The sequence below is a fragment of the Verticiella alkaliphila genome (genome assembly GCF_018904615.1).
In the GTDB taxonomy this organism is placed as follows: domain Bacteria; phylum Pseudomonadota; class Gammaproteobacteria; order Burkholderiales; family Burkholderiaceae_B; genus Verticiella; species Verticiella alkaliphila.
Genome location: NZ_JADCNH010000027.1, coordinates 1 through 15872, shown reverse-complemented (window position 1 = coordinate 15872; position 15872 = coordinate 1). Strand labels below are relative to the sequence as shown.

The window sequence follows — 15872 nt, the reverse complement described above, 5'->3', positions numbered from 1 at the left end:
CGAACCCGGTAGACAACGAAAAAGGCCCGCGCATCGCTGCGCGGGCCTTTCGTCTTGGAGGCTCGAAAGCCGGGGCCGGCAATTGCCCGGCCCCGTGACGCTTACACCAGGCCGTCCAGGATCTGGACGGTGACGATCACGTCGGCAGCTTCGGCCGATGCGACGATGGCGATGGCCACTTCCGCACGGTTGTAGCCGCCGTTCTCCAGGTCATCGACCCAGTAGGCCAGGCCATCGGCCTCGGCTTCGCGACCCAGTGCGTGCTGGTACAGCATCTGCACGTAGGCTTCGTCGGACAGCTCGCCACGATCCTGGAACTCTTGCGAGGCCAGGAACGAGGCCGCCACCTGATGCGTGGAGCCGCCGTCCTTGTTGACGTCGCCCACCCAGTACTCGGCGCCTTCGCGATCGGCCGTGCGGCCGAGCAGTGCCTGGTACAGACGCAGCGCGGTGGCTTCGTCTTCGGTCGCCACCACCGAGATGGCCGCATCGGCCAGCTGGATGAATTCGACGTTCTTGGCGGTGATCGAGTTGTCGGCAGCGGGGATCGTGCTGGTCAGCACGATGTAGCCGTCCTTGATCTCGATGGACCACGTGTCGATGCTGCCCGCGGCCTGGACGATGTCGAAGCCCGTGCCGCCATCAATGGTGTCGTTGCCGATACCGGAGATGATGGTGTCGTTGCCCGCACCGCTGCTGATGCTGTCGTTGCCGTGGCCACCGATGATCAGATCGTTGCCACCGGAGGTGATCAGCGTGTCGTTGCCGTCGCCGCCGTCGAGCGTTGTGTTCTTGTCGCCGCCAACGGTGACCAAGTCATTGCCGTTGCCCATGACAATGACGCGTTCAACGGTGTTGAAGTTGACTTCGATATCGGCGTCGGTGTTGAAGTTGTACACGCGGGCCGAACGGAGGATCTCGTCCGGGATGTTGACCTTCACTTGCGTGCCGGCCGGGGCATTGGCCACATCCACGAGGACGACGTCGAGGGGGGTGTCTTGCGGCCCGACCACCGTGCCGCCATCCTCGCCCGGCGTGAACAGGCCCACGCCGAGGTCACGCTCAGGCGCAACGGAGGCCAGGATATCGTTGATGGCCGAGAACATGGCTGGGCTGATGCCAGCGTCGTTCTTGAGCGCTTCGATCATGCCGCCGAGGCGAATGGGGAAATCGTACTGCATGAGAGGTAACTCCAAGAGGCGCGGGATACGCGCACAAAGGTGGGATGCGGCGGCGACATGCGCGGCGCGCCGAATCCATGGGCGGCAAGCGTGGGGATTCAGGTGACCGCGCGGCGAGGAAACCCGCCTTCAGCCCGGCATTACGCCGGGCCCCATACCCACCGGTGTCGGGAGAGACCCCAGTAACCAGCTCGGTACGACAGCCACGGGCGCGCCAAATCCGCCCGCAGTGTGTCGCGATATTACTCGATGCAAAATCTTCTGTGGAGTCGTTTTCAGACGCTGCATGATGTAACAATTGCAACGATTGCGGGATGCGGCCCACACGCAACACGGGCGGCACCCGCCGAAGCCGGTGCCGCCCGTAGCGACCCTCAAAACGCGATGCTTCAGCCGAGCTTGGCGTGCAACTCCTGCAGCGAATACACCTGCAGGCCGCCGCCTTCACGCAGGTACTGCATGCCTTCCACGGCGGCGCGCGCGCCGGCGATGGTGGTGTAGTAGGTGACGCGGGCATTCAGCGCCGAGGTGCGAATGGCGCGCGAATCGGTGATCGCGTTGCGACGCTCTTCGACCGTGTTGATGACCAACGAAATGTCGTTGTTCTTCAGCATGTCCACGATGTGCGGGCGGCCTTCGGTCACCTTGTTGACCACCGTGACCGGAATGCCGGCCTCGCTGATCGCGGCGGCGGTGCCGCGCGTGGCCACGAGCTTGAAGCCCAGGGCGTCGAGCCCACGCGCCACTTCCACGGCACGCGGCTTGTCCTGGTTCTTCACGCTGATGAAGGCCACGCCCTTCTCGGGCAGACGCACGCTCGCGGCAAGCTGCGACTTGACGAAGGCTTCGCCGAAGCTCGTGCCCACGCCCATCACTTCGCCGGTCGACTTCATTTCCGGGCCGAGGATGGTGTCCACGCCCGGGAATTTCACGAACGGGAACACGGCTTCCTTCACGGCGTAGTAAGGCGGCACCACTTCGTCGCCCAGCTTCTGCGTGTCGAACGTGATGCCGGCCATGGCGCGAGCAGCCACCTTGGCCAGTTGGATGCCCGTCGCCTTGGACACGTAGGGCACGGTGCGCGAGGCGCGCGGGTTCACTTCCAGCACGTAGACTTCGCCGTCCTGGATGGCGAACTGCACGTTCATCAGGCCGACCACGTTCAGCGCGCGGGCCATCAGACCCGTCTGGCGCTTGAGTTCGGCAATGGTGTCGGCCGACAGCGAGTACGGCGGCAGGCAGCAGGCGGAGTCGCCCGAGTGCACGCCAGCCTGCTCGATGTGCTCCATCACGCCGCCGATGTAGATGCGCTGACCATCGGACAGGCAGTCCACGTCCACTTCCACGGCGTTGGAAAGGAAGCGATCCAGCAGCACGGGCGAATCGTTGCTGACCTTCACGGCTTCGCGCATGTAGCGCTCGAGATCCGCCGGCTCATGGACGATTTCCATGGCGCGGCCACCCAGCACGTAGCTCGGGCGCACCACCAGCGGGTAGCCGATCTCGGTGGCATGGGCCATGGCTTCGGCTTCGGTGCGCGCGGTGCGGTTGGGCGGCTGGCGCAGGTCGAGCTTCATGAGCAGCTTCTGGAAGCGCTCGCGGTCTTCGGCGATGTCGATGGATTCGGGGCTGGTACCGATGATCGGCACGCCGTTGGCTTCGAGGGCCTTGGCGAGCTTCAGCGGGGTCTGGCCGCCGTACTGCACGATCATGCCGACCGGCTTTTCCTTGTGCACGATCTCGAGCACGTCCTCGAGCGTGAGGGGCTCGAAGTACAGGCGATCGGACGTGTCGTAGTCGGTGGACACCGTCTCGGGGTTGCAGTTGACCATGATGGTTTCATAACCATCTTCCTTCAGGGCCAACGCCGCGTGCACGCAGCAGTAGTCGAATTCGATACCCTGGCCGATGCGGTTCGGACCACCGCCCAGCACGATGATCTTCTTCTTGTCCGTCGGGTTGGACTCGCACTCTTCCTCGTAGGTCGAGTACATGTAGGCCGTGTCGGTCGAGAACTCGGCCGCGCAGGTGTCCACGCGCTTGTAGACCGGGCGCACGTCGTACTGGTGACGCAGCTTGCGCACTTCGTTCTCGGTGGTGTCGAGCAACCAGGCCAGGCGACGATCCGAGAAGCCACGGCGCTTCAGATGCCACAGCGTGTCGCGATCCAGGTCGGCCAGCGTGTGCTTTTCGAGCGCGAGCTCGATGTCGACGATTTCCTTGATCTGCGCGAGGAACCAGCGATCGATGTGCGTGAGCGCGTGCACTTCCTCGATCGACCAGCCTTGCGCAAAAGCGTCGCCCACGTACCAGATGCGTTCCGGGCCGGGTTCGCCCAGCTCGACTTCCAGCTTCTCGCGGTCGGTCGTCTTCTGGTTCAGGCCGTCGACGCCCACTTCCAGGCCGCGCAAGGCCTTCTGGAAGGACTCCTGGAAGGTGCGGCCGATGGCCATCACCTCACCTACGGACTTCATCTGCGTCGTCAGACGCGAATCGGCCGTGGGGAATTTCTCGAAGGCGAAACGCGGCACCTTGGTGACGACGTAGTCGATCGTGGGCTCGAAGGACGCCGGCGTGGCGCCGCCCGTGATGTCGTTGCGCAGCTCGTCGAGCGTGTAGCCGATCGCGAGCTTGGCGGCGATCTTGGCGATCGGGAACCCGGTGGCCTTGGAGGCGAGCGCGGACGAACGCGACACGCGCGGGTTCATCTCGATCACGATCATGCGGCCGTTCTGCGGATTGATCGCGAACTGCACATTCGAGCCGCCCGTGTCCACGCCGATCTCGCGCAGCACGGCGATCGAGGCGTTGCGCATCAGCTGGTATTCCTTGTCGGTCAGCGTCTGCGCGGGGGCCACGGTGATCGAGTCACCGGTGTGCACGCCCATCGGATCCAGGTTCTCGATAGAGCACACGATGATGCAGTTGTCGGCGCGATCGCGCACGACTTCCATCTCGTATTCCTTCCAGCCGACCAAGGACTCTTCGATGAGGAGTTCATTGGTAGGCGAGGCTTCGATGCCGCGGCGGCAGATGGTCTCGAACTCTTCGGCGTTGTAGGCGATGCCACCGCCCGTGCCACCCAGCGTGAAGCTTGGGCGGATCACGACCGGAAAGCCCGACAGGCCGGTGATCTCGGCGATCCGGCGCTGCACGTCCCAGGCTTCGTCCATGGTGTGGGCGACGCCGGACTGTGCGGATTCCAGGCCGATGTCGCTCATCGCCGTCTTGAACTTCAGGCGGTCCTCCGCCTTCTGGATGGCGGCGGCGTTGGCGCCGATCAGCTCCACGCCGTACTTGGCGAGCACGCCGTGCTTGTCCAGATCCAGGGCGCAGTTGAGTGCGGTCTGGCCGCCCATGGTGGGCAGCACCGCATCGGGGCGCTCGCGCTCGATGATCTTTTCGACGACCTGCCAGGTGATGGGCTCGACGTAGGTCACGTCAGCCGTTTCCGGGTCGGTCATGATGGTGGCCGGGTTGCTGTTGACCAGCACCACCTTGTAGCCCTCTTCCTTCAGTGCCTTGCAGGCCTGGGCGCCGGAGTAGTCGAACTCGCAGGCCTGGCCGATGACGATGGGGCCGGCACCGATGATGAGGATGGTCTTGATGTCTGTACGCTTGGGCATGGAACGAAGCTCTAGGTGTGGGCGCGGGCAGCGGGCTGGGGCGGCGAGCCGGCTGCCGCGTCGGCAGGATGGGGCGAGACGGAGAGCGGCGGCGCAGCGCGCGCGCACCGCCGGCGGATCACGCCTTCTTGTCCATCATCCCGACGAAACGGTCGAACAGCACCAGAATGTCGTGCGGGCCCGGGCTGGCTTCGGGGTGACCCTGGAAGCAGAAGGCCGGACGGTCCGTCAGCTCGAAACCTTGCAGCGAGCCGTCGAACAGCGACTTGTGGGTGATGCGCGCCGTGGCCGGCAGCGTCGAGGCATCCACCTCGAAGCCGTGGTTCTGGCTGGTGATGAAGACACGACCGCTGTCGACGTCCTGCACGGGGTGGTTCGCGCCGTGATGGCCAAACTTCATCTTGGCGGTGCGGGCACCCACGGCCAGGCCGAGGATCTGGTGACCGAGGCAGATGCCGAAGAGCGGCAGCTTGCGTTGCAGGAACTCACGTGCGGCGGACACGGCGTAGTCGCAAGGCTCGGGATCGCCGGGGCCGTTGGCAAGGAAGACGCCATCCGGATTCATGGCGAGCACGGCCTCGGCAGGCGTCTGGGCCGGCACGACGGTGATGCGGCAGCCGCGCTCGGTCAAGAGGCGCAGGATGTTGTGCTTCACGCCGAAGTCGTAGGCCACGACGTGGAACTTGCCGTCTTCCTGCTGGCTGTAGCCGGCACCCAGCTGCCACACGCTCTGACGCCAGTCGGCCTGCTGGTCCGTGGTGACGGTGCGCGCCAGATCCTGACCAGCCATGCCGGGGAACGCGCGCGCCTTGGCGAGGGCCGCCTCGACGTCGTCGCCCGTGGTGATGCAGCCGCCCTGCGCGCCCTTCTCGCGAAGGATGCGGGTGAGCTTGCGGGTGTCGATGCCGGCGATGGCAACGATGCCTTCGTCGCGCAGGTAGGCGGACAGATTGCGCTGGGCGCGGAAATTCGACGCGACGGGCGGCACGTCGCGCACGACGAGGCCGGCGGCGAACACGCGGCGGGCTTCGACGTCTTCGTCGTTCGCACCGGTGTTGCCGATGTGGGGGTAGGTCAGGGTGACGATCTGGCCGGCGTAGCTGGGATCCGTGAGGATCTCCTGATAGCCCGTGATCGAGGTGTTGAAGACGACTTCGGCGACGGCGCTACCATTCGCACCTACCGACACGCCGCGAAACACGGTGCCATCCGCCAGAGCCAGGACCGCGGGAGTGAGAGGATGGGCCCCTTCGGGAAAAATGGATGGCAGCAAAATCGACCCCAGTGATTGCAAAATCAGGAATTAAACCCTCCGATTATAGCCTGAGCCGGGGTCACTGCGGACGCGACCGGCGGATGCGCTGCACCAGCAGCACGCTCAATCCGGCGTTCATTAAGGCAAGCAGGGCGAGCACCCAGAGGGTGACGCCCGGCCCCCACTGACTCAGCACGAACCCGCCCGCAAGCGGGGTCAGCGCCTGGCAAAAGAGCGACGAGCGGGCGAGCTTGCCCATCAGCAAGGCATAGGACGACGCGGGCACCATGACCAGCGGCAACGTGCCACGCACCAGTGCGCGCAGCCCGTTGCCGAGCCCGTAGGCGACGATACCCACCATGGCTGCGGCCGGCGCCACGCTGATGACGAGAAGACCAATTGCCACGGCGGCCGTCGAGGCCACGGCCATCCGCACGGCATCCAGATCCCCGAGCGCCAGATTCAACAGACGCATGGCCACCATGCTCGGGCCGATGAGCGCGGCCAGGGCAATCGCCGACGTGAGATCGTGCCCTACGCCCTGAAGCAGCACCACGATCTGGACGGAGACCGCCGTCATCAGGATGGCCGCCAGCGAGAACACCACGGTCAGTAGCCAATAGACGGCAGGCTCGAGGCCCAGGTCGGCCGGGCGCACGGCAGGCCGGGTGGCAGGCGACGATTCGCTCACCGGCGCGCTCGCGGGCTTTGCCGGTGGCGGCAGCGCGCGCCAATAGAGCGGCCCGATGGCCGCCGCCAGCACGGCGCCAGAGACGACGCAGGTCAGGCGCCAGCCGAGCTGATGCTCCAGCCAGGCGAGGATAGGCCATGTGATGGTCGTGGCAAAGCCCGCGATGAGGGTGACGGCGAGGATCGCCCGCCTCGCCTGCCCCCCTAGCTGGGTGCCCAGCGTGGCGAACAGCGGGTCGTACAGGCCGCCCGCCATGCCCACCCCGATCACGACCCAGCCGAGCAGGAACACACCGAAGTTGGGCGCCGCCGCCAGCATCGCCAGCCCGATCGAAACCAGCCAGGCCGACACCACCAGGACCCGGCGCCCGTGACCGCGGGCGATGTACACACTGGCCTGCGGCGAGAGCACGGCAGAGACCAGCACCCCGAGCGTCAGCGCGCCGTAGATACCCGTGAGCGACCACCCTGTGTCCGCATGGATGGGGGCGGCCAGCACGGACAGGAGGAAGAACGAGCCGCCCCAGATCAGGACCTGGGCAAAGCCCAGCAGGGCGCTGGCGAAGAACGTCATCGAACGCGGGATGGTGGTCGTGGCAGAACCGGCATTCTGGCACGGCACTAAAGACCGGAACCTCCTGCAGCTAAACCCTTACAGAGTCATTGCGGTGCCACGACGCAAAAAAAAATGGCCCCGCCAATTCGGCGAGGCCAATCCTGTAAGTGGGGGCGCGAGCTGGTCAGTCTGCGTGGAGTGCTCCACGTATTCCTTCCAGGTCGGGCCCCGCATAGACTGTAGGCCAACAAACTGTTTACACGACCTTGATGTATGTTACCCCCATATGCTGACCAGTGTCCATTCGCAGGATCAAACCGCTGCCGTTCGCTTGGTGGAACTCCTTTCTGACCGTTCGGCCTGGCACCGGTCACTTTGGGGAATCGGCACCGTCCTCGCCATGGCAGAAATGGTCGAAGCCTGCGCAGCCATGCGGCAAGGGCACCTGAGCGAGGCCGCACTGAAGCGTATGGGCTCGACGCTTCAGAAGCGCAGCGGTCAGCATCCAGCTTTTTCGGATGATGAGAAACATTTTCTACGCCAGCAACTGCAACAGGTTCCTCGCCCAGACAGTGCTGCCCATTACGGTATTCGAGAACTTGGGGAGCGCCTTTCGTCAGATTACCTGCAGCGATGGGGCCGCGTGGTAGCCCTAGGCAGTCATGGCGCAGAGCACTTTGCCAGGAGCGTGGCTTCACATCTTCTAGATGCAGGCTTCACACAGCATCACGTGCGCGCGCTGGTGAAGCAGCAGCTGGATGCGGACCAGCCAATCTCTCTTGCCGATCTGTGCGAGATTCTCCACGCGGAGGCATGTAACAGTCCGCTCCGTGACTTCGATGTGCTTGTCGCCTTTTCTGCACCCCCACTGTTTCGCAACGCCGCGCCGCCTGGGTGGCTGCAAGGAGTCGCCGTGATGGAGTGGCTGAAAGAGCACCATTTCGACACCGGTGGTGTACGAGCGCCCGCAGCCGTACTTCTGAAGGTCAGGGCGAGGGACACCATGGGGGCGGCGCAAGCGGCGCGTGAGGAGTCGGATCGATACGCTGCGCGCATGCTCCTGGCAACCAGCCGACCACTGCGTCGCCTGCCCTCGCTTTGGATCAAAGGTGCCGATGCCCCCATCCCCTTGGAAGACGCCTCACGCGGCGTTCTAGTCAAGGAGCTTTATCGCGAAGACCGTGTTTTCCGCGGTGACGCCAACCCGAGTGTCGAGGCTGCATTGGAGCTCCTCGCTCATTTGGAAGGTAGCTCTGCTCCCGCCGCAGTGGCGGGCGGGTGGGGAGCGATCGAAGGTCTGCTCGCCGACCCTTCTGACCGCGCTTCAGCCGCAGACAATCTCGCCACGCTCGTCACCTGCTCCTATCCCAGGGCGGAGCTGACCCGCCTCAGCTATCGCGTTCAACCCGAATTGATGCAGGCGTGGGACCGCTTCGACGGTCCGCACGCCAATCGACTAAGGTGTCGGGAACTCGCGAGACATATCGCCGATGACACGCTCGCTGAGCCGCTGTCTCTCACAGACCGTGCGGCAGTGATCCGCATGCAAAAGGTACTCAACGATCCCCGTCCCCAGCTGCAGGTTGTCCGCGACGCCATCGGAGATTCATTGCATCGACTGTACCGTCAGCGCAACCTCATTCTGCACGGCGCACGTCTTGACAGCGTCGCTCTGTCGGCCAGCCTGCGGACCGTATCCAAACTAGTCGGTGCAGGCATGGACCGCATCACACACGGACAATACGTCCAGAACGTAAAGCCGCTCGAACTCGTTGCAAAGGCGAATCTCGCCTTGGCGTTGATCAACCGGGACTCCGCGTTGGGGTGCGTGGACCTTCTCGAATCCGCGTAGCGCGTCGCTTTGCAGACATCCCTCTGCCCCGCGACATGTACTACCCCCGCCGCTGCAGCCAGACCGTCGCCGCCACCATCAGCGTGGTGGTCACGGCGATCGTGACGAGACTCATCGCCATGCCCTGCCCCAGACTGCCCTGCTCGAACTGCCGCCAGATGAACACCGACACCGTCTGCGTGCCGGTAGACGCGAGCAGCAGCGAGGCCACCAGCTCGCGCGAGGCCACCGCGAAGACCAGCAACATCGAGGCAATGAGACTGGGGGCGATGACGGGCAGCAGCACGCGCCACAGGGCCACGGCCGCGCGCGCACCGTGCACCCGCGCCGCCGCCTCCAGGCTCGGCCCCACCTGGCGCAAGGCCGCATTGGCATAGCGCACCGGATACGGCAGCAGCAGGCAGCAATAGGCGAGCAACAGGATCGCCCAGGTGTTGTAGGGCGTGACGGCCAGCGCGGGCTGGTTCCAGGCGAGGATGAGGCCGACCGCCACCACCACGCCGGGCATGGTATTGGGCAGCAGCGACATCGCGTCCAGCAGCCCGCGCCCGCGAGCGCGCGACATCACCACCAGGTAGGACACCAGCGCGCCGAGCACGCCGGTGACGAGCGCCGCCCCCAGCCCCAGGGAAAGGCTCGTCCCCAGCGCCCGGCCGGCCTCGCTGCCACTGGCGGCAATGGCGGAGAAGTGCGTGAGCGAGAGATTGTCAGCGACCAGCCCGCCAGACAGCGTGCGGCTGAACGCCGTGGCGGCGATGGCAAAGAGCGGCGCCACCACGCTCACGAGCACCGTCGCGCCGAAAAGACCGAGCACGGGCCAACGCCACCGGCCGAGCTCACGCGGGGCCGACTCGGCCGGCTTGCCCGTGGCCGTCTCGAAGCTGCGCGTGGCAAGCAGCCAGCGCTGGCCGAAGAACGCGGCCATGGCCAGCGTGACGAGAATGAGCGAGAGGATGGCCGCGCCGGGCAGATCGATGGGCCATTCGGAGAAGCGGCGTTCGATGCCGGTGACCAGCACGAAGAAGCCCGCATTCGAGGCGAGCGCGGCGGGCGTGCCGTACTCCTCGATCGCCATGGCAAAGACCAGCAGCAGGCTCGCGGCGATGCCGGGCGCGGCGAGCGGCAGCGTGATGCGCACGAAGCACTGCCAGGCACTGCCCCCGCACACGCGGCCGACTTCCGCGAGGCGCGCCGCCGCAGCCGACGTGCCGCGCGAGACGGCGAAGTACACCACCGGGAAGACGTTGAGCGTCATCACGAACGCCACGCCGGGAAAGGAGAAGAGGAGGCGCCCAAAGTTCACGCCCACGAGTTGCTGCAGGTAGCCATTGGGCTGCAGCAGCATGATCCAGCCCATCGCCGCGATGTACGGCGGGATCATGAAGGGCACGAGCATGAGGAGATCCCACACGGGCGCGCCCGGCAGCCGATACAGGCCGCGCAGCATGCCCAGCGGAATGCCGATCAGCGCAGCCAGCAGAACCACCGTAGCGCCCAGGCGCAGCGTGTTCACGGTGAGCTCGACGAGCACCGGATCCGAAAGCGTCGGCACGACCGCGCCGAAGGGGTTGGCCAAACTGCCCTGCGCGAGCGTCGGAAAGACGGCCTGCAAGGCGACGAAGCACAGCGGCACGCCCACCAGCAGCCCGAGGGCCGTGAGGGTCGTGCCGGACAGCCAGCGATTGGCGAGCATCGCGGATCAGCGGCGGCCGAAGACGTCGCCGAAGCGGCCAAGCACCGCCTGGCGCGTGGCTTCCGTGGGCGCATCCGCCGTGGGCAGCAGCGGGATCTGGGCGATGCCCGGGCGCTTGGCCGCCACGTCGGTGCGAGCAGGCAGCAGGAAGGTGTCGGCCACCAGCGCCTGACCCGCATCGGACAGCACGAAGTCCACGAAACGACGTGCATCGTCGGCCGCGCGGCTGGACTTCAGGATCATCATGGGACGCGGCGCGATCACCGTGCCGCTCTTGGGGAAGATCACCTCGATGGCTTCGCCCTTGGCCTGGCTGCCCAGCGCCACGTAGTCCACCGCGCCGAACACCGCGGCCTTGGCGCCTTGCAGCACCGGGTTGAGCGCCTGGGCGTTCGCACCCGCCACGGCAGCACCGTTGGCCCGCAGGGCCTGCATGAGGGCCCACGCCTTCGTCTGATCGGCCGATTGCAGCCCCAGCAGCAGCTCCAAAGCCGTGCCGGATTGCGCCGGATCCGGCAGGTTCACCTTGTCCTTGAAGGCGGGGGCGGACAGATCGCTCCAGTCCGCGGGGCGCGGGGTGCCGCTCTTGCTGTTCCACGCGATGCCCAGTGCAGACATGCCCTGGGCGACGTAGTTGGCGTGCTTGTAGGCATCCGGCACCTGTGCTGCGTTGGCGGCACCGTGCGGCTGCAGCCAGCCGCGCTTGTCCAGATCCTGGGCGCTGTCCCAGGAGGCCGAGATGACGACGTCAGCGCGCGGGTTGGCCGATTCGGCCTCCAGGCGGGCCATCACCTTGCCGGTGTCCGCCTGGAACACCTCCACGGCGACGCCCGTCTCCTTCGTGAAGGCATCCGCCAGGCTCTTGGCAAGACCGCCGGGGCCGGCGGTGTACACCGTCAGGCCGTGGGCCGGCGCGGCGCCGAGGGCGACGAGGCAGGTGGCGGCCGCAGCGGCCGCACGCAGGGAACGCAGGAACATGATGGGTAACTCGATTCAGGAAGTCAGAGGAAACGACATGCCGCCGCATCGTCGACGTGGCGGCACCGAAAGATCAGGCTCAGGCCGCCTCGGGCAGCCAGCGCGCACGTTGCCAGTCCAGGTCCAGGCCGATGTGTTCACCGGGAATGAGCGGCTGGGGTGTGAGCACGTCCACGGTGGCCGAGCCGGCACCACTCAACGCCACGGTCACGGCGTACTGGCCCGCGCGATAGCGGCGGGTCAGTACCTGGCCGCGCAGCAGCGAGGCATGGCTTGGCGCGAGCGCGGAATGCGGGACGAACAGGTGGCCGCGTCCCGGCGGTGCCACGGCCGCAGGTCCGCTGCCGAGGGCGATCCCGCCGTCCAGCGCGAGCGTCTCGCCCGTCCAGTGCCCCGCCAGCAGATTGCCCTGCTTCAGGAAGTCCGCCACGGCCACGTTGAGCGGCTCGTTGATGAGCGTGTCGGGCTGCGCGAGCTGACGGATGCGTCCGCCACCCATGACGGCGACCTGGTCGGCCAGCGTGAAGGCCTCCTCGTGATCGTGTGTGACGTATACAGCCGTGGTGCCCAGCCGGCGCAGCAACAGGCCGATCTCGCCACACAGGGTCTCGCGCAGATCGCGATCGAGGTTGGACAAGGGCTCGTCAAAGAGCAGCAGCGACGGACGTGCGACCACGGCGCGCGCGAGCGCGACCCGTTGCTGCTGTCCACCCGACAGGCTCTGCGGACGGCGCTCGGCGTAGCCCGCCAGGCCGACCAGCGACAAGGCCTCATCCACGCGCCGGGCGACGTCTGCCACCGGCGTGCGGCGCATGCGCAACGGAAAGGCGATGTTGCCGCCCACGCTCATGTGGGGCCACAGCGCGTAGTCCTGGAACACCATGCCGAGGCCGCGCTGTTCGGGCGGCAAGCACACGCGCGCGTCAGCCGCCACGCGTCCATCGAGAAGAATGCGTCCCTCGTCCGGGCGCGACAAGCCTGCCAGCAACTTCAACAGGGTGGTCTTGCCGCAGCCGGAGGGACCGAGCAGCGCGAGCACCTGGCCGGCGGCCAGGTGCAGGTCTACGCGATCGAGCACCCGATGCGGCCCGAACTGCTGGGAGACGCCCGCCAGCTCGACGCTGGCGGCCGGTTGCCCGTTCGCGTGCATCATCAGAAGTTGTGACGCAGGCCCACGCCGAACTGCGTGGTGCTGGCATCGCGTGCAAACGTATACAGATTGCCGTCCTGGTAGCTCACCAGGCCGTACAGGCTGGTGCGCTTGGACAGCTTGTAGTTGTAGCCGAGGTTGTAGACCTTGACGTCTTCGCCACCCGGGAACGCGCTGTCACCCGGCTTCACGAAGTGGAACGAGGCAAGGATCTCGCTTGCACCAAACGGCACGGAAGCGCCGACGAGGTAGGCGTTGACCTTGCCGTTGAAGTAGGCCGAAGCACCCAGGTTGTTGTTGGTGGCGGCAGAAGCCCCTTCGGCGCTCTTCACCCAGCCGTCCTTCTGCTGCGACCAGCCGGCAGACAGCGTGACCATCGGCAGCTTGTAGCTTGCGCCCAGTTGGAAGGCTTGGGGATTGCGGCCCTGGGCGTTCGGGTCGATGTCGCTCGGGTTCAGGCGATCGTACGTGGCGGACACGTACAGCGCGCCCGTCTCGAAGCGGCCGGCCACGTGCCAGGCACTCGTGCGGTCATCGCTCGAAGCGGCACCGCCGCGCGTGTTGAACGAGTAGCCGCCGGCGATCTGGGCGCCACCGAACTTGGGTGAGATGTAGATGATCGAGTTGTCAAAGCGCGGGGTGTCCGACGCCCGAAAGCCGCTCTTGCCGATGGCCGCGTTGCTCCAGCTCGTGCCGAAGGGGCTGATCTGGCCGAAGTACACGGAGGTCATCGTGGCCTGGCGGCCCAGGCGCACTTCACCGAAGGCGCCAGACAGACCACCCCAGGCCGCACGGCCGAAGAGGCGACCGTTGTTGCCTTGCGTGCCGTTGTTGATGTTGAAGCCGCTTTCCAGCTGGAAGTTCGCCTTCAGGCCACCGCCCAGATCTTCCGTGCCGCGCAGGCCCCAGCGCGAACCGGCCTGGCCGCCACTGGTCATGCCGGTGGTGCGGGTGGTCTCGCCGTTGACCTTGACGCGATCCTGGAAGATGCCGACGTCGGCAATACCGTACAACGTCACCGAGCTCGACTGAGCCTGGGCCACACCGCCCGCGCAGGCGATCATCACGCCGCCCACCGCAATCTTACGAAGCATTCCTGACATCCTGAGAAGGGCCGCATCCATGTCTGGATGCAACCCTGGGTTACGAGAGGTGCGCATTTCATCAGGCCCAGATGACGGGCTGATGACGTCTCGGGAACATTTCGTGCAGCCCACAGGTGCCCAAGCCCCGATGCCTGATCGCGTAATATCGAATGGCTCACGGCCGCGTCCGCGGCCTCTTTTCACAGAACGCGCCTCATGCCCACCCTTCTCGATTCCCTGCGCCAGCACACGACCGTCGTCGCCGACACGGGCGACTTCGACGCCATCCGCGCCCACCGTCCGACAGACGCCACGACCAATCCCACGCTGATCCTCAAGGCGGCGCAGGGCGCGGCTGGCAAGCCCCTGATCGACGAGGTGCTGCGTTCGCACCGCGATGCGAGCGACGACGAAAAGCTCGACCGCCTGCTGGTGGCCTTCGGCCGCGAGATCCTCAACCTGATCCCCGGACGCGTCTCCACCGAAGTCGATGCGCGCCTGTCCTTCGACACCGACGCCACGGTCGCCCGTGGCCGTCGCCTCATCGCGCTGTACGAAGCGGCCGGCGTGTCGCGCGAGCGGGTGCTGATCAAGATCGCCTCCACCTGGGAAGGCATCGCTGCCGCCCGCGTGCTGCAGGCCGAGGGCATTCGCTGCAACATGACGCTGCTCTTTTGCCTGGCCCAGGCCGTGGCGTGCGCCGATGCGCGCGTGCAGCTGATCTCGCCCTTCGTGGGCCGCATCTACGACTGGCACCGCAAGTCGCAGGGCAACGACTGGGTCGACGCCGACAACGCGGGCGCAAACGACCCGGGCGTGAAGTCCGTCGCGTCGATCTACCGCTACTACCGTCACTTCGGCATCGACACGGAAGTCATGGGCGCAAGCTTTCGGAACACCGGGCAGATCCTGGCCCTGGCCGGTTGCGATCTCATGACGATCAGCCCGCAGTTGCTGCAGGAGCTCTCGGACGCTCAGGGCGACGTGCCGCGCGTGCTGAGCCCGCAGGACAGCGGTGATGCGCCGGCAAAAGTGCTTGTGGACGAGGCCTCGTTCCGCTTCGCCCTCAACGAGGATGCGATGGCCACGGAAAAGCTCGCCGAAGGCATTCGCGTCTTTTCCGCCGACGCCCGCAAGCTCGACGCCATCATCGCGCAGGCCTGATCGACGAGGCAGCCATGTCCGCCACGCACACCCCCACCTCATCCGCGGGACACGGCACGCCGCCGCGCGGACACTGGCTGGCCCTGGTCGGCTGGATCCTGCTGCCGGTGGCGGTGGGGCTGGTCGGCGCCATGTTCCAGCCGGGCGAATGGTACGCCGGGCTGCAGAAGCCGCCCTGGAATCCGCCGAACAGCGTGTTCGGTCCGGTCTGGACGGCGTTGTACATCGCCATGGGCGTAGCGGCGTGGCGCGTGTGGCGTCACGGCGGCTGGGCGCGTCAGCGGCAGGCGCTCACGCTGTTCCTGGCGCAGCTGGCGGCCAACGCGATCTGGACACCCCTCTTCTTTGGCGCGCAGGCACTCGGCTGGGCGCTTGCCGACCTGGTGCTCATCATCGTGCTGGCCACGCTCACCGCGCGCCGCTTCTGGGCCGTGGACCGCATCGCCGGGGGGATCTTCGTGCCCTACCTGGCGTGGCTGTTGTATGCCTCATCGCTGAATGCCGCGATTCTCTGGCTCAACCGTTGACCCTGGCATGACGTGACGGCCTCGCGGCCTCGCCGCATTCTGGCGGCGCGGGCCGCCCGAGGAGGGCCGTCGTCACCACCGGCCCGTGGCACCGCCGCCGCCGCTGCGGCCACCG

At 66.3% G+C, this 15872-nt stretch carries 11 protein-coding genes; 3 read left to right on the top strand and 8 right to left on the bottom strand.

Annotated elements, in window-relative coordinates; all coding sequences use genetic code 11:
* Positions 1 to 101: 101 nt before the first annotated feature.
* The 4 genes from IMZ29_RS16055 to IMZ29_RS16040 form a co-directional block, all read right to left on the bottom strand.
* A complete protein-coding gene (locus IMZ29_RS16055) occupies positions 102 to 1181 on the bottom strand; it encodes a DUF4214 domain-containing protein (protein WP_216185963.1) in 1080 nt (359 codons plus the stop codon).
* Between the two features lie 389 nt (positions 1182 to 1570).
* Positions 1571 to 4807, bottom strand: coding sequence for a carbamoyl-phosphate synthase large subunit (gene carB, locus IMZ29_RS16050; RefSeq protein WP_216185961.1), 3237 nt, complete (start codon positions 4805 to 4807; stop codon positions 1571 to 1573).
* A gap of 118 nt (positions 4808 to 4925) precedes the next feature.
* Positions 4926 to 6080, bottom strand: a complete 1155-nt coding sequence (gene carA, locus IMZ29_RS16045; protein ID WP_216185959.1) for a glutamine-hydrolyzing carbamoyl-phosphate synthase small subunit — start codon at positions 6078 to 6080, stop codon at positions 4926 to 4928.
* A 61-nt stretch (positions 6081 to 6141) separates the two neighbouring features.
* The gene (locus IMZ29_RS16040) at positions 6142 to 7326 is read right to left on the bottom strand and encodes an MFS transporter (RefSeq protein WP_216185957.1); all 1185 of its coding nucleotides are present in this window, start codon (positions 7324 to 7326) and stop codon (positions 6142 to 6144) included.
* A gap of 268 nt (positions 7327 to 7594) precedes the next feature.
* On the opposite strand from IMZ29_RS16040, the gene IMZ29_RS16035 reads away from it, so the two are divergent.
* Positions 7595 to 9160, top strand: coding sequence for an integrase (locus tag IMZ29_RS16035; RefSeq protein ID WP_216185955.1), 1566 nt, complete (start codon positions 7595 to 7597; stop codon positions 9158 to 9160).
* Positions 9161 to 9200: 40 nt separating this feature from the next.
* Here IMZ29_RS16035 and IMZ29_RS16030 read toward each other — a convergent pair whose 3' ends face one another.
* The 4 genes from IMZ29_RS16030 to IMZ29_RS16015 form a co-directional block, all read right to left on the bottom strand.
* Positions 9201 to 10853, bottom strand: coding sequence for an ABC transporter permease (locus tag IMZ29_RS16030; RefSeq protein WP_216185953.1), 1653 nt, complete (start codon positions 10851 to 10853; stop codon positions 9201 to 9203).
* Between the two features lie 6 nt (positions 10854 to 10859).
* The gene (locus IMZ29_RS16025; protein WP_216185951.1) at positions 10860 to 11831 is read right to left on the bottom strand and encodes an extracellular solute-binding protein; all 972 of its coding nucleotides are present in this window, start codon (positions 11829 to 11831) and stop codon (positions 10860 to 10862) included.
* A 79-nt stretch (positions 11832 to 11910) separates the two neighbouring features.
* Positions 11911 to 12984, bottom strand: coding sequence for an ABC transporter ATP-binding protein (locus tag IMZ29_RS16020; protein WP_253207185.1), 1074 nt, complete (start codon positions 12982 to 12984; stop codon positions 11911 to 11913).
* A complete protein-coding gene (locus tag IMZ29_RS16015; protein WP_216185949.1) occupies positions 12984 to 14075 on the bottom strand; it encodes a porin in 1092 nt (363 codons plus the stop codon). Before IMZ29_RS16015 ends, IMZ29_RS16020 begins: the two co-directional genes overlap by 1 nt.
* A gap of 207 nt (positions 14076 to 14282) precedes the next feature.
* Between IMZ29_RS16015 and tal the strand changes: the two genes are divergently transcribed.
* Both tal and IMZ29_RS16005 read left to right on the top strand, forming a co-directional pair.
* Positions 14283 to 15230: a transaldolase gene (gene tal, locus IMZ29_RS16010; protein WP_216185947.1), complete on the top strand. Its 948-nt coding sequence runs from the start codon at positions 14283 to 14285 to the stop codon at positions 15228 to 15230.
* Positions 15231 to 15244: 14 nt separating this feature from the next.
* Positions 15245 to 15757 (top strand): TspO/MBR family protein, encoded by a 513-nt coding sequence (locus IMZ29_RS16005; RefSeq protein WP_216185945.1) that lies wholly within the window; start codon positions 15245 to 15247, stop codon positions 15755 to 15757.
* Positions 15758 to 15872: the final 115 nt, after the last annotated feature.

Coding starts and splice junctions, on each gene's coding strand:
- IMZ29_RS16055 (WP_216185963.1), bottom strand. CDS start 1,181: ATGCAGTACGATTTCCCCATTCGCCTCGGCGGCATGATCGAAGCGCTC.
- carB (WP_216185961.1), bottom strand. CDS start 4,807: ATGCCCAAGCGTACAGACATCAAGACCATCCTCATCATCGGTGCCGGC.
- IMZ29_RS16040 (WP_216185957.1), bottom strand. CDS start 7,326: ATGACGTTCTTCGCCAGCGCCCTGCTGGGCTTTGCCCAGGTCCTGATC.
- IMZ29_RS16035 (WP_216185955.1), top strand. CDS start 7,595: ATGCTGACCAGTGTCCATTCGCAGGATCAAACCGCTGCCGTTCGCTTG.
- IMZ29_RS16030 (WP_216185953.1), bottom strand. CDS start 10,853: ATGCTCGCCAATCGCTGGCTGTCCGGCACGACCCTCACGGCCCTCGGG.
- IMZ29_RS16025 (WP_216185951.1), bottom strand. CDS start 11,831: ATGTTCCTGCGTTCCCTGCGTGCGGCCGCTGCGGCCGCCACCTGCCTC.
- IMZ29_RS16020 (WP_253207185.1), bottom strand. CDS start 12,984: ATGATGCACGCGAACGGGCAACCGGCCGCCAGCGTCGAGCTGGCGGGC.
- IMZ29_RS16015 (WP_216185949.1), bottom strand. CDS start 14,075: ATGCTTCGTAAGATTGCGGTGGGCGGCGTGATGATCGCCTGCGCGGGC.
- tal (WP_216185947.1), top strand. CDS start 14,283: ATGCCCACCCTTCTCGATTCCCTGCGCCAGCACACGACCGTCGTCGCC.
- IMZ29_RS16005 (WP_216185945.1), top strand. CDS start 15,245: ATGTCCGCCACGCACACCCCCACCTCATCCGCGGGACACGGCACGCCG.